Source organism: Streptomyces pinistramenti (assembly GCF_020564935.1).
Lineage (GTDB): Bacteria > Actinomycetota > Actinomycetes > Streptomycetales > Streptomycetaceae > Streptomyces > Streptomyces pinistramenti.
In genome coordinates, this window is record NZ_JAJCXB010000002.1 from 275,273 (window position 1) to 293,906 (window position 18,634).

Here is an 18,634-nt window from a genome sequence, read left to right on the forward strand (position 1 = left end):
ATATGCCGTCGCAGGAGCGGACGCTCTCCTCACCGCCCCGACCACACCGCGCGCCGGCCCGCCTGCCATGCTGCCCCCGTGACCACGGAGGCTGCCGCAGAGTTCGCATCGCACCGGACTCGGCTCTTCTCGCTCGCGTACCGGATGCTCGGTTCGGCGAGCGAGGCCGAGGACGTCGTGCAGGAAACCTACCTGCGCTGGAGCAGGGCGGAGCCCTCCGCTGTCCGTACACCGGCCGCCTGGCTGACCAAGGTCATGACGAACCTCTGCATCAACCAGCTCACCTCCGCCCGCGCGCAACGGGAGCTGTACGTCGGGCCGTGGCTCCCCGAGCCGGTCTTCACGCACACGCGCGCCGCTGACCCGCTCGGCCCGCTGGAGACCGCCGAGCAGCGCGAGTCCGTGTCGTTCGCGCTGCTCACCCTGATGGAGCGGCTCACCGCGGCCGAACGCGCGGTGTTCATACTGCGTGAGGCGTTCGGGCACAGCCACCGGGAAGTCGCCGGAGCCGTCGGTATCGAGGAGGCTCACTCGCGGCAGTTGCACCGCCGCGCCCGCGAGCGGCTCGGCCGGCCACGACGGCACTTCGACGTCGACGACGAACAGCGCAGGAAGATCGTCGAGCGCTTCCTCGCCGCCGCCGTCGAAGGCGATGTGGCCGGTCTTGAGCGGCTGCTCGCCGACGACGTGGTCGCCTGGGCCGACGGCGGCGGCCAGGTGTCCGCGGCGCTCCGGCCGATCACCGGACGCGAGAAGGTGCTCCGCTATCTGCTGGGCCTGGGGGCCCGGCCCGAGGCGGCACAGGTCAGGGTCGAGTACGCCGAGGCGAACGGCGAGCCGGCGGTTGCCCTCTTCGCGGGTGAGGCGCTGTTCGCCCTTGTCGTTCCGGAGGTCCGCGAGGACCGGGTCGGCGGAGTGCGGATGGTCTTCGCTCCCGGCAAGCTCGCCTTCGCCGCCACCCAGCTCATGTGATCCACTTCATGCTCCGAGCTGTCCCGGATCCCCCCGCCTGCCGGTTCAGGAGGCATGACACATCACATCGTGGTTCTGGGAGCCGGATACGCCGGGCTGATGGCCGCAAAGGGCGCGGCCCGCAAGCTGCGCCGCAGCGACGTGCGCATCACGCTGGTCAACGCCGTCGGCCATTTCGTCGAGCGGGTACGGCTGCACCAACTCGCCGCCGGCCGGCCGCTGAAGGACCTGCCCCTGAGCAAGCTCCTCGCCGGCACGGGCATCGAACTGGTCGTCGCCCGGGTGACTGCCGTCGACGCCGCCGCCCGTACCGTCCAGGTCGACTCCGCTCCTCACGACATCCCATACGACACCCTCGTCTACGCCCTGGGCAGCGCGGCCGACACCGTCGCCGTCCCGGGAGTCACCGCGCACGCATCCGCGGTGGCCACCCATCAGGACGCGGTTCGCCTGCGTGAGCGTGCGGCGGAGGCCCAGGGTTCGCTGGCCGTGGCCGGGGCGGGCCTGACCGGCATCGAGACGGCCACCGAGCCGGCCGAGACCTACCCGGGGCTCACGGTGCAGCTGGTCACCGGCGGGGAGCTCGGTGCCGGGCTCTCGGAGCGCGGCCGACGCTACCTCCGCGCCGCCCTGGGCCGGCACGGCGTCGCGCTGCGCGAGCACGCCAATGTCGCCGAAGTCGCCGCACATGGCCTGGTCCTCGCCGACGGCAGCGAGATCCCGGCCGACTCCGTCGTCTGGACGGCCGGATTCCGCGTACCCGACCTGGCACGCGAGGCCGGTTTCGCGGTCGATGCCCACGGCCTGCTCACGGTCGACCCGACACTGCGCTCGGCCTCTCATCCGGAGGTCTTCGCGGCGGGCGACGCGGCGGCCTCGTCCGGGCCTGATGGCGCCGCATCCCGCATGTCGTGCCAGACCGGGCTGCCGATGGGCGCGCATGTCGCCGGCAGCGTCGCCGCCTCGCTCACCGGCCGCACCCCGAAGCCACTGCGCCTGCGCTATGTCTGGCAGAACATCAGCCTCGGCCGGCACGACGGCCTCACCCAGTTCACCCGCGCCGACGACAGCCCGGTCGCCGCAATCCTCACCGGCCGCGCCTCGGCCCGCTTCAAGGAGGCCGTCACAAGGAGCACGGTGCTGGCCCTGCGCCGCTGAGGGGACGGCCGGTCGTCCCCTGCCCGCCAGGTGACGAGCGGTCCAGCTCTTGAACGGCGGCGTGGTGCACCGAGTGCTCGGAGACCGCCGTCCCCGCGTGCGCCACCACGTCCACACGCGGGGACGGCGGTTTCACTCCGCTTGGCTATGCCTGGGACTTGAGCAGTGCCAGTGCCTTGCCCACCTTGTCGATGGCCTCGCAGACCTCCCCGGGCTGACGGGCGGTGTAGCACAGGCGGAAGAAGCCGGGCGCGGGGCTGTGCATCACGCCGCCGGGAAGCAGCGAGACCTCGGTGGGTGCCGCGCGGAGGTAGTCGAAGAGGCACTGCTCTCTCGGGTCCAGGTCGGGGTCCGTGAGGGGGAAGGGCGTGGCGTTGTCCTGGTCGGGCGGCACACACAGGTCGAGGTAGTCCCTGAGGTCGAGCCAGAAGAACTGGGCCGTGTTGTCGCTGTCCTTGTGGATGTACTTGATGCTGTTGTGCTTCAGGCGGGCCTTGACCTTGTCGTAGCTGGTGCTGAGGAGGTCGCGGTAGGTCCGCATGGCGTAGGTCGTGTACAGCTCGGATCCGGGGCCGTTGACGGAGGCGGAGAGGACGGCGCCGACGACGTAGTGCTTGAGCGAGTCGAAGGGCGTGAACCAGGACATCGGGTGCCGCTTCTCCGCCCCGGGGTCCTTGCTGCCCAGCATGGCGCGCTGGACCACGGTGTTCCGGGAGATGACGAATCCGGTGCGGAAGCCGGAGAGCCCGAAGTCCTTGGCGAAGCCCCAGACGACGTGGATGCGGTCGGGGTGCTCGGCGTAGGCGTCCAGGGCGACGGCGCTGGTGAACGGCGTGGTGCTGCTGTTGAGTTGGGAGTGGCAGTAGATCTCGTCGGAGATGATGTGCAGGTCGGGGTCGCCGAGCGCCCAGGCGTAGATGTCCTCCAACAGCTTCTTGGAGTAGTTGACGCCCAGCGGGTTGTGCGGGTTGGTGAGGACGAGGAGTCTGGGCGCCCTGCCGGTCTGCTTCTTGTGCTCCTCGTACTGATTCCTGACGAGTTCGAGCGTGAGCTGGAAGGCATGGGGGCCGTCGGTGGGGAGGTTCACCGGCACGCAGGTCAGCTTGGGCCGTTGCTCGAACGACCAGTTGAAGCCCTGCCAGTACGGCGCCGGAATCAGCACCGCGTCGCCGTCCACCAGCGGCGGCGGGCCACCGGGCTCGCTGTCCTTGAGCGCGAACGCCAGGCACTCCAGCGCGGAGGCGACGCCCGCCGTACCGAAGACGTTCTCCGCCGGCACGCGGGGGCCGAATGCCTCCGTCAACAGATCGGCCACCTGCTGGCGCAGTTCCGGGGTGCCGTACGGGGAGATGTAGTGGATGTATTTCTCGGGCAGCAGGTTCGTGTTGGCGAACACCATCTTCTGCATCGAATCGTCGTAGACGAGGACGTTCTCCGCCACGGACAGGTCGACCGCGGTGTCGGGCGCCAGGTGGCGGTGGTAGAAGGCGAGCGCCTGCTCCAGGTCGGGCATGCGCGCCAGGAGGGCGGTGGCTTCCTCGGGCGGCGTGCTGGAGTGCCGGCTGGTGGAGACAGCATTGGTCGTCATGGTGCTGATGTTCCTTGTCCCGGTAGCGGGTCCGATGGGACGTGCAGCGAACCTCCCGACGGTCCGCACACGCATGGCCAGCGGACCACGCGCCCGGGATGGCTGCCAGCATTCGGCAGCCATCTGCCCCAGGAGGGGGCCATGCGGGTAGCGCTGCGGGACGCTCCTCGCCGGCCCGCAGCCGACGAGGAAACACCGCGGCCGAAGCCGCTGTCGGTGCAGGTGTTGAGTGCAGAGGCCAGGGCGGACACGGCCGCCCCCGTACGCCGCCCGTTCGGGCCGGTGGCCGGCATCGGCCTGCCCCAGCATGTGCCGGATGTCAGCGACGGACCCTCGGGCCACCTGCCGGGGGCGGCTGGGTGCGGCGCCGGTTGAGGACGCTCATGTGTGCCGCGCTCCCGATGATGCCGACGATCACGAGAATGAGCCCGCCGAGATCGAGGGCGGCTCCGGCCATGTGCCGGTCCACCGCGAACGTGAGGATGGCGCCCACCGCGAGCAGAACGAAGCATCCGCCGATTCCCGTGATGCCCCTCTCCGCAACTTCCCTTGATGCAGGAGAAGTTGGCGTTTCGATCGCCTGGCAACAGCCGCCGGGCTCAGCTCCTGGCGCCCACGTGCAGGGCCACCGCGCTCCTGGCCGGCACGGTCAGCTGTACCGTGCCGTCGTCGCCGACGGTGACGGTGTTGCCGTCGCAGTGGTCCGGCGCGGCCTTGACGACGTTGCAGTAGGTGCCGCCCGGCAGGGAGGTGGTGAAGGTCTGCGTGAGGTCACCGTCCCCGTTGTTGAGGGCGACGAAGCCGGACGTGCCGCGGCCGAAGGCGAGGGCGCTGCCGCCGTTGTCCCACCAGTCGGTCAGCCCGGCCGAGCCCACCGCGTTGCGGAATCCGACCATCCCGGTGATCTCCTGCTTGGCGTGCTCGCCGGTCCAGCCACCCAAACCACTGGGCGGGCCCGCGTCCTTGTCGGACCACTCATAGCCGGAGTGGACGTTGGGCGAGCCGTAGGGCGAGGCCAGCATGAAGACGTTGGCGAGCGTGTAGGCCGCGCCGTCCTTGTAGGTCAGCGTCGAACCGTTGCGCTCGGTGTCCCAGTTGTCGACGAACGTACGGGCCGAGCCGCTGTCGAGCTTGCCGTCGGCGACCGACTTCAGCTGGGCGATGTCACCGCCCTGGAAGGCGTTCTTGAGGTGGCTGCCGTACCGGAATTCGTCGACGTCGCCGATGCCGGTGTACTCGTCGGGCTGGACCGCCTCGCCGCCGCCGTAGATGACCTCCTGCACCCAGTAGCCGGGCTCCTGGGCCATCTTGCCCTTGATCGCGGCGAGGTCGTCGGCCGAGATGTGCTTGGCCGCGTCGATCCGGAAGCCGTCCGCTCCCAGCGAGCGCAGATCGTCGAGGTACTTGGCGATGGTGGTACGTACCGCGTCGCTGCCGGTGTCGAGGTCGGCCAGGCCGACCAGTTCGCAGGTCTGGACGTCGTTGCGGTCACCGTAGTTGGAGATGTCCTTGCGGCAGCCGTGGAAGTCCTGGTCCTGGTAGACGCCGGGATAGCTGTACTTGGTGTACTGGGTGCCGCCGGTGCCGGTGCCCGAGCCGGACGACATGTGGTTGATGACCGCATCCGCGATGACCTTGACGCCTGCGTCGTGGCACGCCCTCGTCATCGCCGCGAAGTCGTCGCGACTGCCGAGGCGACCGGCGATCCGGTAACTGACGGGCTGATAGGAGGTCCACCACTGGCCGCCCTGGATGTGCTCGGACGCGGGTGACACCTCGACGTAGCCGTAACCGGCCGGGCCGAGTTCTTCGGTGCAGGACGTGGCGACGTCCTTGAAGTTCCGCTCGAACAGGGTGGCGGTGACGGTCTTCTCGCCCGGCGGGGTCGCCTGCGAGGTCCAGGGCGCGAACGAGGCGAGGCCGGCCGCGGCCAGTATCCCGGCCAGCACACGGGAACGGTGCTGCATCTTGCGGCTCCTTCGACAGTCGGGCGCGGCGCACCGCGCCCACGGAAAGCAGCCAGGCGCCGGGCCGCCGTGGGGGGGTCCGGACCGGAGCCTGCCGGTTTCTGCGTGAACACGTCAAGGTTTCCCCTCACCATTTCCCACTCCTTGCGAAAGAAGTTGCGGACACCGCGTCGCGCCTCGCCCACGCCATCCCGCTCGGCGCCGGACCGCGAAAAACACTACGCCGGACCACGACGTACAAGAGTCCAAGGGGCCGAACGAGGAATCCAACCGGCCCTCTTGTGTGTCGCGCCACCCAACCGCCAGGGTCCTGACCGAGGTTCACGTATGCACCGCGCCATCCGCTCCCCTGGAGGACCGATGAACGAGGCCCATTCGCAGAACCACCCGCAGCACCACGAAAACGAGCAGGCGGCCCGCCCCGGCGAGCCGCACCCCGACAAACCACGCCCCAGCCGCCGTTCGGTCCTGTGGACCGCTGGTGCGGCCGGCGCCGGACTGGGGCTCGGCGGGCTCACGGCAGGCAGTGCGGCAGCCACGGACCGGACCGCCGCACCGGCGGACGCGGCGAAGTCCGGTCCCGGGGCCTTGGGCGCGGCCGCCCCCGAGGCCCGGGGCCGGACCATGATCGGCGTACCGTTCGAAGGGCGCCGTACCGTACGCGTGGGGATCATCGGCCTCGGCAACCGCGGCGGCACCATGATCGACCTCTTCCTCGCCGTCCCCGGCGTCCGCGTCGTCGCACTGTGCGACCCGGTGAAGGAAAAGACCGCCAAGGCTGCCAAGAAGGTCACCGACGCCGGACAGCCCGCGCCCGCCGTCTACACCCACGGCGAGCACGACTTCGAGAACCTGTGCCGACGCGGCGACCTCGACTTCGTCTACGCCGCGACACCCTGGGACCTGCACTTCGAGATGGCCAGAACGGCGATGCTGCACGGCAAGCACGTCGGCGTCGAATGCCCCCTGGCGCTCCGGCTCGACCAGCTCTGGGAGCTGGTGGACCTCTCCGAACGCACCCGCAGACACTGCCTCCAGCTGGAGAACTGCTGTTACGGCAGAAACGAACTGCGGGTCCTGCGCATGGCGCACGCGGGACTGTTCGGCGACCTGCTGCACGGCGCCGGCGCGTACAACCACGACCTGCGCGGCCTCATGTTCGACCCGGAGTACTACGAGGGCCCGTGGCGCCGCCTGTGGCACACCAGGCTGCGCGGCGACCTCTACTCCAACCACGGTTTCGGCCCGGTGGCCAACTACATGGACGTCAACCGCGGCGACCGCGCCGTACGGATCTCCAGCTTCGGCACACCGGCACTGGGCCTCGCCGCGTACCGCAAGGCGCACATGCCTCCCGGCGACCCGAGCTGGAAGGAGTCGTACATCGAGAGCGACCGGACGATCAGCCTCGTGCAGACCGCCAAGGGCCGGGTGATCCGACTGGAGCACGACGTCTCGACGCCGCATCCCTACAGCCGGATCAACAGTCTCGGCGGCACCAAGGGCGTCTTCGAGGACTACCCGGAACGGATCTACCTGGAGCCCGACCAAAGCAACGACGAATGGGGCGACTTCGCCCGGTACGCGGACTGGGATCACTGGCTCTGGAAGGAGCACGCCAACCCTCCGGGCGGCCACGGCGGCATGGACTACATGATGGTCTTCCGGCTGATGCAGTGCATGCGGCTCGGCCTCGTACCGGACTTCGACGTCTACGACGCGGCCACCTGGACCGCCCCGGTCCCGCTGAGCGACGCCTCGCTCAAGGCGAAGGGCGAGCCCCAGGAGTTCCCCGACTTCACCCGCGGCCAGTGGAAGCACGCCCGGACGGGGATGGATTCGGCCAAGCCGGAGGAGTAGGCGGGCGCAGGGGCGGGAGCGCCCTTCCGGGGCCCGGCGCGGCGGCCGGGCCCCGGAGGCGTCACTGACCGGCCGGGGGCGTCACGGGCCGCGCGGGCGTACGGCCGTCCGGTGCGGCGGCCGAGTCCGGGGAGGCGGCCGGAAGTTCGCCGTTCATGACCTTCCTCGCCGTGACCCGGTCCAGCGCGCCCTCCCACCGGGAGACGACGAAGACCGCGACGCAGTTGCCGAGGAGATTGGTCGCCACCCGCATCGAGTCCATGATCCGGTCGACGCCGACCAGCAGGGCCACCGCGGAGGCCGGAATGACGCCGAGCGCGGACGCGGTGGCGGACAGCGCGAGGAACGCCGAACCCGGCACGCCCGCCATGCCCTTGCTGGTGAGCATCAGCACCAGAACGACGGTGATCTGCTGGCCGATGGAGAGGTCGACGCCGATGGCCTGCGCGATGAAGAGGGTGCCGATCGAGAGGTAGATCGAGGCGCCGTCCAGGTTGAACGAGTAGCCCGTCGGCAGCACGAGCCCCACCGCGTCGTCCCGGCAGCCGGCCGCCCGCAGCTTCTGCATCATCCGCGGCATCACCGTCTCGCTGGAGCCGGTCCCCAGGGCGAGCAGCAGTTCCTCGCGGGTGTAACGGACGAATTTCCACAGGCTCAGCCCCGTGACCGCCTTGAGCGCGCACCCCAACAGCACCAGGAAGGCCAGCGCCACCCCGTAACAGACCGCGATCAGCTTGCCGTACGTCGACATCGCGCCCACACCGTATTCACCGACGAGGTGAGCGGTGGCACCGAAGACCGCGAGCGGTGCGAGCTTCATGATGTAGCCGACGATGGTGAACACGACGTCCTGGGCCTGCTCGATGAACGGCAGGATCTGCGGCACCTTCCTCTGCCCGAGGTGCAGCAGCGCCGCGCCCACCAGGCAGGCCAGCACCAGGACCTGGAGCAGCGAGTTCTCGGCGAACGCGCCCACCGCACTGTTCGGCAGGGATTCCAGGACGAACTGGGCGGTGGAGGGCAGTTTCCCGCCTCCCGTCTCGGCGTCCACCGCCCCCTTGTCGAGCGTGGCCGGATCCACGTGCATCCCGGCGCCGGGGGCGAGGACATTGCCGGCCAGCAGCCCGATGACGAGCGCAACACTCGTCGCAACCTCGAACCAGATCAGGGCCTTGACCCCGATACGCCCGAACGCCTTGAGGTCACCGGCCTTGGTGATGCCGGCGACGACGACACAGAAGACCAGCGGGGCGATCATCGCCTTGATGAGGCGCACGAACGCGTCCCCGAGCGGTTGCAGTGACGATCCCACCTGCGGCCACAGGCGCCCGACGAGAACGCCGAGAAGCAGCGCGAGCAGGACTTGAGCGAACAGACCGGTACGCAGGAAACGCCCTGCGCGGCGGGCGAGGGTTCCGGTGGCGTGCGGCACGGGCACTCCTACATGGGCGAATTCTGTTATACGGAATCGGACTTCCGCGATCCGTCACTATCGCCGCTGCGCGTTCGCCATGAAAGAGGTCGGTACAACTTCCCGGTAAATCTTGGAGCTTGATCCAATCGCTTGGTTGTTTTGGGGGGTAAGGGGGTGATGCGGGGGTGATGTAGGGGTTATTGGGCCTGAGCGGTGGCTGGGGGGGCAGAGCGGGCCGGCGACCAGGGCAGGCCGACGATCGGAAGCGGGGCGGCGGCGGGTTGGTGGCCGGCGGCCCGTCCGAGGGGTCGCGCTCGCCCGCACTTACTCCCGATTGCTCCCGTTCGCCCTCACTTCGACAAGTGCGGCCAATCCCCCATGACCACCACCGGGTGCTGCGCCGGATCGAGCGACCGCAACAGCGCCGCCATCCCCGACTTGGAGATACTGACGCAACCGGACGTACCGCTCCCGTGGTCCATGTGCAACCAGATGCCGCCCCCCTTCGCCTCCCCTTCCGGGCGTGCCGGGTCCAGCGGAGAAGTGCCCTTGGCGCGGTTGTAGTTCACGGCGACGACGTAGTCGAAGTCGTGCCGGGTGTTCTTCGACCAGTACGTCGGCGGGGTGAACGCCGCCGAGTGGGTATAGGGCAGCTTGGCGCCCGGATCGGCGAGCACGCCGCCCGCGTCGGTCAGCGTGAAAACGCCGACCGGGCTGCGCTTGTCGCCTTCGTGGTGGTCCAGAGTCCAGCCGTGCCGACCGTTGTGCGCAGGCCAACTCCCTTTCTTGTCCCACCCCTTGGCACCCTTCTCGTAAAACACGACGGTGGAACTCGCCGAGTCCGCGTTCTTCCCGTAGACGGCCACCACCTGGCGCGAGCCGGACGGAATGCGGTCGCGCAGCGTCGCGCCGACGCCGGGGACGTCCCGCAGATGCGTGGTGGCGGAGTCGTGCGCCGGTCCGCCGGAACCCTTCCCCTGCCCCGCTCCGTCGCCCCTCCCGCCCTCGCCGCCGCTCGCGCCGCCCCCACAGCCCGCCAGAAGAACCAGCCCCGCCGCGGCCACGGCCGCGGTCCGTATCGCACTGCCCGCTGTTCGCATGGACCCCATCGTCCCACCGCGGACCCGACGCCCCTTCGGCGACCGCCTGTTACGTCGCCACCGCGCGCGACTGGCCCGATCTGCCCGGCGCCCGGAAAAACCGTTTGAAATCGACCGCCCGACGCGCCAGCCTTCCATGACTCATCCCCACGGCCCCCACCACCGTCCCGCACCCAGGACTGCCGCAACGACTTCCCGGCCGGACCACCACACCTCAGAGCCGCCAAACACCTGACAACACCACCGCACAACGGCAACGGCAACGGCAACAGAACTATGGACACGGCGCCACGGAGACGGTCACGGCCAGGGGGCCGGTTCACATGTGGATGCGACGCGTGACAGGGGCGAGCGCTCGTCCCACAACCGAGGGCTGACGGACGGGTTGGTACTGCGGAAACGAAGGCCCGACGCCCCGACCGACCGTGGACAGACGCATCAGCCGGCACGAACACGAGAACGGACACGAGCAGCGCCAGGCACGAGGGACACGGATACGAGCGGCGAACCGATGTGAGCGGGCCTGGACATATGCGATCCCGATTGCGTCCGGGCCTGGGCGTAGGCAGGCCCGCTGGCGTCCCTGCCTGGATGCAGGGAGGGACATGAGCCGGAGCAAAGGCGCGCGGCTCCACGTCGGCCGCCAGTGACCTCCCGGCCGGGCACCCCAGCCACTACCCAAAGCGTGACCGCTCCCGCCCCTCCCACCACCCCATCTCCCCATCCCCACCCACCACAACCACGCCCCTGGACATCATGCAGATTCGCGATCTTCCGTTCACCGACCCCGGCGACCCCGACGTACGAACCGGCGGCAGATTCCTCCTCTGGCTTTACAGAAAACAGCTCGGCGGGCAAATCAAGGCCCTCCTCTGGGGCCTGGTGCACACCGGCGCCCTGGCCGCCTTTCCGCTGCCGGTCGGCCTCGCCGTGCAAGCCGTCGTGGACCGCTCCGGTGGCCAACTGGCCCTGGCAGGCGGCATCCTCGCCCTCCTCGGCGCACTGGTCGCACTCGGCGACACCATGCTGCACCGCTCTTCCGTGAGCAACTGGATCATCTCCGTCGCCCGCATACAGCAACTGCTCGCCCGCAAGACGACCGAACTGGGTTCCGCCATGACCAGGCGGGTGGCCGCCGGAGAAATCGTGGCCGTCAGCACCGGCGACCTGGAGAAAATTGGATGGTTCGTCGAGGCGATCTCCCGCTTCGGCGCGGCCGCCGTGACGTCGGTCGGCGTCTGCGTCTGGCTGGTGCTCTACCAGCCGGCCCTCGGGATCGTGGTGGCGATCGGCACGCCGGTTCTGGCACTCGCCGTGCTCCCGCTGCTGCCGCACGCCACCCGTCGCGCCGACGCCCAGCGCGAAATGGCCGGCCGGGCGACCGAACTGGCCTCCGACACCGTCGCCGGACTGCGCGTACTGCGCGGCATCGGCGGCGAAGAGCTGTTCCTCGGCCGCTACCGCAGCGCCTCCCAGGAAGTCCGCAAGGCCGCCGTCCACAGCGCCCGGATGTGGTCCCTGATCTCGGCCGTCCAGGTAGTCCTGCCAGGGCTGTTGCTGATCGCGGTGGTCTGGTACGGAGCCCGGCTGGCGCTGGACGGCCGCATCGCGGTCGGCGAGCTCGTCACGATCTACAGCGCGGTCACCTTCCTGCTCTTCCCGCTCCGGCACTTCGAGGAGATCGCCATGGCGTACTCCTTCTCCCGCCCGTCAGCGAACCGCGCCGCCCGGGTACTGGCCCTGACTCGCCCGGCCGGCGGCCGGACCACCGAGCACGGGCGGCTGACCGGAGACCTCCACGACCCGGTCACCGGCCTCACGGCCGCATCAGGCCGGCTCACCGCAATCGTCTGCGGCGACCCCGACGCCGCAGGCCACCTCGCCGACCGCCTGGGCGGGCACCCACCGGACCCCAACCCCGACGCCGAGGACCAACACGCCACCGACACCGATGGTGTTGACAACGGACCTCCGAAAAGGCCCGAGTCCGAGATCCTGGGCACTGGCGTTGGCTCCGGTTCTGGCACTGACGTTGGCTCCGGTTCTGGCGTCGAGGCCGATATCGCTGTCGCTGTCGACGCCGACCTTCACATGGCCGCAGTCGTAGCGAAGGACGCGGGCCCAGGCACAGCCGAAACCGGTCCCGGTCCCGGTCCCGGTCCCGGTACAACTACCGGGCAGGTCACCACCGTTACACCTGCCACCACCGTCACAAAGACCCTCCCCACCCCCACCTACCGAACATCCACCTCCGTACTCCTCGGAGGCACCGCACTCGACGACGTACCGCGCTCCGCCGCCCGCGCCGCCGCCCTCGTCCAGGACAAGGACCCCACGCTCCTCTCCGGCACCCTCGGCGAACTTCTCGACGTGCCCTCGTCGGGAAACATCGGCACCGACGAAGCACTGTCGGCCGCGCAATGCGGCGATGTCCTGACGGCGTTGGCCCAGGCATCCGTCGACGACTCCGGCGACCCGATGCTCACCCGCATCACGGAACGCGGCCGGTCGCTCTCGGGTGGCCAGCGCCAGCGGCTGGCCCTGGCCAGGTCCCTGGTCACCGACCCCGAGGTGCTGGTGCTCGACGAACCGACCAGCGCCGTCGACTCACATACCGAGGCCCGCATCGCCGACGGCCTCCGCGACATCCGAACCGGGCGCACGACGATCATCCTCACCTCCAGCCCCCTCCTCCTGGACAGGGCGGACCACGTGGTCTTCCTCCATGAGGGCAAGGTCCTGGCCGAGGCCACCCACCGCGAATTGCTGCACACCACTCCCGCCTACCGCGCCGTCGTCACACGCGAGGCCAACCCCCGCCACCCTGCCGGACCCACCGCCCCCACCGAGCCGGCCGATGAGGCTGGGGCCACCCACACCGAGGAGACCGCATGATCGGCCTGGCGCCGCCGGAGCACGATCCGGATGCCCCGCAGACCGCCACGACCCTGCCCGTCGGCTCCCCCGCGACCGTACGGGCCTACGTGGGCGGCCTCATCCGCCGCCATCGCCGCGCCTTCACCGTGCTGATCAGCGTGAACGCGGCAGCCGTGGCGGCATCCATGGTCGGCCCGTATCTGCTCGGCGGGCTGGTCGAGGACCTGTCCACCGGAGCACGGCAGCTCGAACTCGCCCCGACCATCACGGTGTTCGCCGTCGCACTGACCCTGCAGACCGTCTTCGTCCGCCTCGTGCGCCTGCGCGGGGCGATGCTCGGCGAACGGATGCTGGCAGACCTGCGCGAGGACTTCCTCGTACGGTCGGTGGCGCTCCCACCGAGCGTCCTCGAACGCGCCGGCACCGGCGACCTGTTGTCGCGGATCACCACCGACATCGACCGGCTCGCCAACGCGATGCGCGAGGCCGTGCCGGAGCTGGCGATCGGAGTGGTGTGGATCATCCTTCTGCTCGGTGGGCTCACCCTGACCGCGCCACCGCTCGCCCTTTCCGTCCTTGTCGCCCTCCCTCTGCTCATCGTCGGCTGCCGCTGGTACTTCAAACGCGCCCCGAGCGCCTACCGTTCCGAAGCCGCCGGCTATGCCGCGGTCTCCGCCGCACTCACCGAGACCGTGGACGCCGGGCGCACCATCGAGGCGCATCGGCTGGGCGCCCGGCGGGTGGCGCTCTCCGAACGCCGAGTACGCGAGTGGACACAGTGGGAGCGGTACACGCTGTTCCTCCGCTCGGTGCTGTTTCCCGTCATCAACGTGACGCACGTACTGCTCCACGGGTCGGTGCTGATGCTCGGCGGGGTGTTCGTTCTGCAGGGCTGGATCACCCCCGGCCAGCTGACGACAGGTGCGCTGCTCGCCCAGATGATGGCCGAGCCCGTCGCCATCATCCTGCGCTGGTACGACGAGTTGCAGGTGGCGCAGGTATCCATCGCCCGGCTCGTCGGTGTACGGGAAATCGAACCGGAGGCTGCCGACGGGACGACGGCCCCCGACGGCCGGGACGTGCACGCAGACGAGGTGCACTTCGGCTATCGGGCGGGAGTGGACGTGCTGCACGAGGTGTCGCTGCGGGTCCGCCCCGGGACCAGGCTGGCGCTGGTAGGGCCGTCCGGCGCGGGGAAGTCGACGCTGGGGCGGCTGCTGGCGGGAATCTACGGGCCACGCGCCGGCACGGTCACCCTGGGCGGCGCCGCGCTCTCCGAGATGCCGGCGGAACGGGTCCGTGAGCATGTGGCGTTGGTCAATCAGGAGCATCACGTGTTCGTGGGATCGCTCCGTGACAATCTGCTGCTGGCCCGCACACGGGCGACCGAGGGCGAACTGTGGGCAGCGCTCGCTGCGGTGGACGCCGACGCTTGGGCCAAGGCGCTCGACAAGGGACTGGACACCGAGGTCGGTTCGGGCGGCCACGCGCTGACCCCGGCCCAGGCTCAGCAGGTCGCGCTGGCCCGCCTCGTGCTGGCCGATCCGCACACGCTGGTGCTGGACGAGGCGACCTCCTTGCTGGATCCGCGGGCGGCCCGGCATCTTGAACGGTCCCTGGCCAAGGTCCTGGACGGGCGGACGGTCGTGGCCATCGCCCATCGCCTGCACACCGCACACGACGCGGATGTGATCGCCGTCGTCGAGCAGGGACGGATCAGCGAACTGGGCAGCCATCAGGAACTGGTGTCCGCGGACGGCGCCTACGCGGCCCTCTGGCGCTCCTGGCACAGCTGACGGCGACGGACCGCTCCGGTCCCGAGCCGCCCTCCGGCTCGGGACCGTGGCGCCGTGGTGCTTCCGGCGCGCGCCGGTCGGCGGTCCTCCGGCCATCGGGCGGGTACGGGCTTCGGCCTTACGGACTCCCCGTCGCCGGGAGACTTCCCGGAGCACCGTCTCCGCCGCACCGGACGGGCCGAGGCGGCTGTGCGGGCCTCCCTGCTCCCGAGTGCCTCGGGGTGGCGCACCCCGGCCGGCGCCGTTACGCACCCGCCGGACTTCTCGCGCAAGCACGCTCCGGCCGTCGCGCGGACGCATCCGCCGGCCGCCCCGGCTGAGCCATCGCAGACCGCCCCCGTCCCGGCCTGGAGCGGATGTCGGGCAGGGCACGGCGAACCGGAGCCGTCCCAGGACGGCCGCGCGGCCCGTCGGACGGTGCGGAGCGGTCAGAGATAGCCGAGGGCTCCCAGGGCTCCTATGCCGCCGAGCAGCATGAAGGCGGGCATCAGGACCTTCAGCTCGATCCAGCTGCCGGCCCGGAAGCGCATGGCGTGCGGCGGACCCACCGGGTACCAGCGCTTGCGGCCTATCGGGATGGGCCACAGCACGGGGCAGCCCGAGACGGTCAGGGCGTCGCCGATGTCGTGGACCAGCGCGCCCAGGACGATCGGCAGGCCCAGCCAGAGGTACTCCTGGCCCGGTTCGGTGAACAGCCAGCCCGCGCCGTTGCCCGGCTGGTCGAGGATGCCGGCCAGGATCCAGGCCGTGGCCGCGCCCAGCAGCCACACCAGGACATCGCTGGAGACACGTGCCGCGCGCCACAGCAGACCTTCGATGGCGAGCACCATGTGGACGAAAAGGATGCCGAGGACCGCCCAGCGGCCGCCCTGGGTGGCGAGAACGGACATTCCGCCACCGACCAGGACCGCCCACAGCCAGGTGTGGGTCAGCGTGCGGTGCCCTCCGGCGCGGTGTGAGTCGCCGCGCATCTTGGTGGCCTTGTACACGGCGTGCGAGAGAGTGTCGACGACGTCGCAGAGCATCCGTGAGAGCGGTCCGAAGGCTCGCGAGATGGTGGCTGACTTGTGGTCGAGGTCGGGGGCGAGCGCCGCCCCGGCGCAGATCAGAGCGCCGCAGACGAGCACGGGCCAGGGCATCGGATGCCCGGCGGTCGCGGCCGCCGCTCCCACCCCCAGCCAGGCCGCGGCCCCGGACAGCGAGTGCGCCGGTCCCATCATGGTCGTTCCCCACCCCTTGATTTCTTGGATCTCGTGTTTCTGACGCCTGGTCGGCGACACAGCGTAACGTCAGATGATCTCCATATGAGCGGCCGGTTCCCGGATACGGGCCGAAGGCAGGCAGTATGGGGGCGTGACCCTTATCGATCATTTGCCGAAAGACGCCGGCCCCGATGCCCTCTTCGAAGCTTTTTCGACCTGGGCCGAGCAGCAGGGCATCACGCTCTACCCTGCCCAGGAGGAGGCGCTGATCGAGGTGGTCTCCGGGGCGAATCTCATCCTGTCCACGCCCACAGGCTCCGGCAAGAGCCTGGTGGCGGCGGGTGCCCATTTCACCGCGCTCGCCCATGACCAGGTCACCTTCTACACGGCGCCGATCAAGGCGCTGGTGTCGGAGAAGTTCTTCGACCTGTGCAAGCTGTTCGGCACCGAGAACGTCGGCATGCTGACCGGTGACGCCTCCGTCAACGCGGACGCTCCGGTGATCTGCTGCACAGCTGAGGTGCTGGCCTCGATCGCGCTGCGGGACGGCAAGGACGCCGACATCGGCCAGGTCGTGATGGACGAGTTCCATTTCTACGCGGAGCAGGACCGCGGCTGGGCGTGGCAGATTCCGCTGCTGGAACTGCCGCAGGCACAGTTCATCCTGATGTCGGCGACGCTCGGCGACATGTCGCGGTTCGAAGAGGATCTGACCCGGCGTACCGGGAAGCCCACGTCGGTCGTGCGGTCGGCCACGCGGCCGGTTCCGCTGTCGTACGAGTACCGTGCGACGCCGATGACGGAGACGCTCACGGAGCTGTTGGAGACGCATCAGTCGCCGGTCTACATCGTGCATTTCACGCAGGCCGCAGCGGTCGAGCGGGCGCAGGCGTTGATGAGCATCAATATGTGTACGCGTGCGGAGAAAGATGAGATCGCACAGCTCATCGGGAATTTCCGGTTCACGACCAAGTTCGGTCGGAATCTGTCGCGTTACGTCCGGCATGGCATCGGTGTGCATCACGCCGGCATGCTGCCCAAGTACCGTCGGCTGGTCGAGAAACTGGCGCAGGCGGGCCTGCTGAAGGTGATCTGCGGTACGGACACGCTGGGCGTCGGCGTCAACGTGCCCATCCGTACGGTGCTGTTCACGGCGCTGACGAAGTACGACGGCACCCGGGTGCGGACGCTGCGGGCGCGGGAGTTCCACCAGATCGCAGGGCGTGCGGGGCGGGCCGGTTTCGACACGGCGGGGTTTGTCGTGGCGCAGGCCCCCGATCATGTCGTCGAGAACGAGAAGGCGCTGGCGAAGGCCGGCGACGATCCGAAGAAGCGCCGCAAGGTGGTGCGGAAGAAGGCGCCGGAGGGCTTCGTCAACTGGGGCGAGAACACCTTCGAGAAGCTGATCGCTTCCGATCCCGAGCAGCTGACCTCGCGCTTCCGGGTGACGCACACGATGCTGTTGTCCGTGATCGCCCGGCCGGGCAATGCCTTCAAAGCGATGCGTCATCTGCTGGAGGACAATCACGAGCCGCGCCGGAACCAGCTCAAGCACATTCGGCGGGCCATCGCGATCTACCGGTCGCTGCTGGACGGCGGCATCGTGGAGCAGCTGGACGAGCCGGACGCGGAGGGCCGGATCGTGCGGCTGACCGTGGACCTGCAGCAGGACTTCGCGTTGAACCAGCCGTTGTCGACGTTCGCGCTCGCGGCGTTCGACCTGCTGGATCCGGAGTCGCCGTCGTACGCCCTGGACATGGTCTCGGTCGTGGAGTCCACGCTGGACGATCCGCGGCAGATCCTGGCGGCGCAGCAGAACAAGGCGCGCGGCGAAGCGGTCGCCCAGATGAAGGCCGATGGGGTCGAGTACGAGGACCGCATGGAACGCCTCATGGACGTCGAATACCCCAAGCCGCTGGAGGAGTTGCTGTTCCACGCCTACGGGCTGTACCGCAAGAGCCACCCGTGGGTCGGTGACCATCCGCTGTCGCCGAAGTCGGTGATCCGCGACATGTACGAACGCGCGATGACCTTCACGGAGTTCACGTCGTTCTACGAACTGGCGCGCACCGAGGGGATCGTGCTGCGTTACCTCGCGAGCGCGTTCAAGGCGCTGGATCACACCGTGCCGGACGATCTGAAGTCCGAGGATTTCCAGGACATCATCGCCTGGCTGGGCGAGATGGTGCGCCAGGTGGACTCCAGCCTGCTGGACGAGTGGGAACAGCTGGCCAATCCGGAGGTGGAGACGGCGGAGCAGGCCGCGGAGCGGGCCGATCAGGTCCGGCCGGTCACGTCGAATGCGCGGGCGTTCCGGGTTCTGGTCCGCAATGCGATGTTCCGCAGGGTGGAGCTGGCTGCGCTGGACAAGGTGGAGGAACTCGGCGAGATGGACGCCGACTCCGGCTGGGACGTCGATGCCTGGGGCGATGCGATGGACGCCTACTGGGACGAGTACGAGGAGCTGGGCACCGGTCCGGATGCGCGCGGCCCGAAGTTGCTGCAGATCGAGGAGGACGCCGAGCACGGGCTGTGGAAGGTGCGGCAGACTTTCGCCGACCCGAACGGCGACCACGACTGGGGCATCTCCGCGGAGGTGGATCTGTCCGCATCGGACGAGGAGGGGCGCGCGGTGGTGCGGGTCACGGATGTGGGTCAGCTGTGAACGGGAGTCGGCGGAGGCCGGCGTCGGAGGCGATG

Annotated in this window: 12 protein-coding genes; 6 read left to right on the forward strand and 6 right to left on the reverse strand. The window is 69.5% G+C overall.

Annotated elements, in window-relative coordinates; all coding sequences use genetic code 11:
• Nucleotides 1-78: 78 nt before the first annotated feature.
• Nucleotides 79-972, forward strand: coding sequence for an RNA polymerase sigma factor SigJ (gene sigJ / locus LIU39_RS02730; protein ID WP_227044110.1), 894 nt, complete (start codon nt 79-81; stop codon nt 970-972).
• Between the two features lie 54 nt (nt 973-1,026).
• Nucleotides 1,027-2,130, forward strand: a complete 1,104-nt coding sequence (locus LIU39_RS02735) for an NAD(P)/FAD-dependent oxidoreductase (RefSeq protein ID WP_227044112.1) — start codon at nt 1,027-1,029, stop codon at nt 2,128-2,130.
• 145 nt (nt 2,131-2,275) lie between these two features.
• Here the strand turns inward: LIU39_RS02735 and LIU39_RS02740 are convergent, their stop codons facing one another.
• The 3 genes from LIU39_RS02740 to LIU39_RS02750 form a co-directional block, all read right to left on the reverse strand.
• A complete protein-coding gene (locus tag LIU39_RS02740) occupies nt 2,276-3,718 on the reverse strand; it encodes a pyridoxal phosphate-dependent aminotransferase (protein ID WP_227044114.1) in 1,443 nt (480 codons plus the stop codon).
• A 319-nt stretch (nt 3,719-4,037) separates the two neighbouring features.
• Nucleotides 4,038-4,211: a hypothetical protein gene (locus LIU39_RS02745; protein ID WP_372463784.1), complete on the reverse strand. Its 174-nt coding sequence runs from the start codon at nt 4,209-4,211 to the stop codon at nt 4,038-4,040.
• A gap of 106 nt (nt 4,212-4,317) precedes the next feature.
• Nucleotides 4,318-5,685: an alpha-amylase gene (locus tag LIU39_RS02750; protein ID WP_227044116.1), complete on the reverse strand. Its 1,368-nt coding sequence runs from the start codon at nt 5,683-5,685 to the stop codon at nt 4,318-4,320.
• Nucleotides 5,686-6,045: 360 nt separating this feature from the next.
• On the opposite strand from LIU39_RS02750, the gene LIU39_RS02755 reads away from it, so the two are divergent.
• On the forward strand, nt 6,046-7,545 hold the full coding sequence (locus LIU39_RS02755; protein ID WP_227044118.1) for a Gfo/Idh/MocA family protein: 1,500 nt from the start codon (nt 6,046-6,048) through the stop codon (nt 7,543-7,545).
• 61 nt (nt 7,546-7,606) lie between these two features.
• Here the strand turns inward: LIU39_RS02755 and LIU39_RS02760 are convergent, their stop codons facing one another.
• A complete protein-coding gene (locus LIU39_RS02760; protein ID WP_227044120.1) occupies nt 7,607-8,977 on the reverse strand; it encodes a cation:dicarboxylate symporter family transporter in 1,371 nt (456 codons plus the stop codon).
• Nucleotides 8,978-9,309: 332 nt separating this feature from the next.
• Nucleotides 9,310-10,068 (reverse strand): L,D-transpeptidase family protein, encoded by a 759-nt coding sequence (locus LIU39_RS02765; RefSeq protein WP_227044122.1) that lies wholly within the window; start codon nt 10,066-10,068, stop codon nt 9,310-9,312.
• A 747-nt stretch (nt 10,069-10,815) separates the two neighbouring features.
• On the opposite strand from LIU39_RS02765, the gene LIU39_RS02770 reads away from it, so the two are divergent.
• Together LIU39_RS02770 and LIU39_RS02775 are read left to right on the forward strand one after the other, a co-directional pair.
• A complete protein-coding gene (locus LIU39_RS02770) occupies nt 10,816-12,954 on the forward strand; it encodes an ABC transporter transmembrane domain-containing protein (RefSeq protein ID WP_227044123.1) in 2,139 nt (712 codons plus the stop codon).
• Nucleotides 12,951-14,732, forward strand: coding sequence for an ABC transporter ATP-binding protein (locus tag LIU39_RS02775; RefSeq protein ID WP_227044126.1), 1,782 nt, complete (start codon nt 12,951-12,953; stop codon nt 14,730-14,732). Before LIU39_RS02770 ends, LIU39_RS02775 begins: the two co-directional genes overlap by 4 nt.
• Nucleotides 14,733-15,160: 428 nt before the next feature.
• Here the strand turns inward: LIU39_RS02775 and LIU39_RS02780 are convergent, their stop codons facing one another.
• The gene (locus tag LIU39_RS02780; protein WP_227044128.1) at nt 15,161-15,952 is read right to left on the reverse strand and encodes a metal-dependent hydrolase; all 792 of its coding nucleotides are present in this window, start codon (nt 15,950-15,952) and stop codon (nt 15,161-15,163) included.
• A gap of 133 nt (nt 15,953-16,085) precedes the next feature.
• Between LIU39_RS02780 and LIU39_RS02785 the strand changes: the two genes are divergently transcribed.
• Nucleotides 16,086-18,599 carry a DEAD/DEAH box helicase gene (locus LIU39_RS02785; RefSeq protein WP_227044130.1) on the forward strand — a complete coding sequence of 838 codons (2,514 nt, stop codon included), beginning with the start codon at nt 16,086-16,088 and terminating at the stop codon, nt 18,597-18,599.
• Nucleotides 18,600-18,634: the final 35 nt, after the last annotated feature.

Coding starts and splice junctions, on each gene's coding strand:
- LIU39_RS02735 (WP_227044112.1), top strand. CDS start 1,027: ATGACACATCACATCGTGGTTCTGGGAGCCGGATACGCCGGGCTGATG.
- LIU39_RS02740 (WP_227044114.1), bottom strand. CDS start 3,718: ATGACGACCAATGCTGTCTCCACCAGCCGGCACTCCAGCACGCCGCCC.
- LIU39_RS02750 (WP_227044116.1), bottom strand. CDS start 5,685: ATGCAGCACCGTTCCCGTGTGCTGGCCGGGATACTGGCCGCGGCCGGC.
- LIU39_RS02755 (WP_227044118.1), top strand. CDS start 6,046: ATGAACGAGGCCCATTCGCAGAACCACCCGCAGCACCACGAAAACGAG.
- LIU39_RS02765 (WP_227044122.1), bottom strand. CDS start 10,068: ATGGGGTCCATGCGAACAGCGGGCAGTGCGATACGGACCGCGGCCGTG.
- LIU39_RS02770 (WP_227044123.1), top strand. CDS start 10,816: ATGCAGATTCGCGATCTTCCGTTCACCGACCCCGGCGACCCCGACGTA.
- LIU39_RS02775 (WP_227044126.1), top strand. CDS start 12,951: ATGATCGGCCTGGCGCCGCCGGAGCACGATCCGGATGCCCCGCAGACC.
- LIU39_RS02780 (WP_227044128.1), bottom strand. CDS start 15,952: ATGATGGGACCGGCGCACTCGCTGTCCGGGGCCGCGGCCTGGCTGGGG.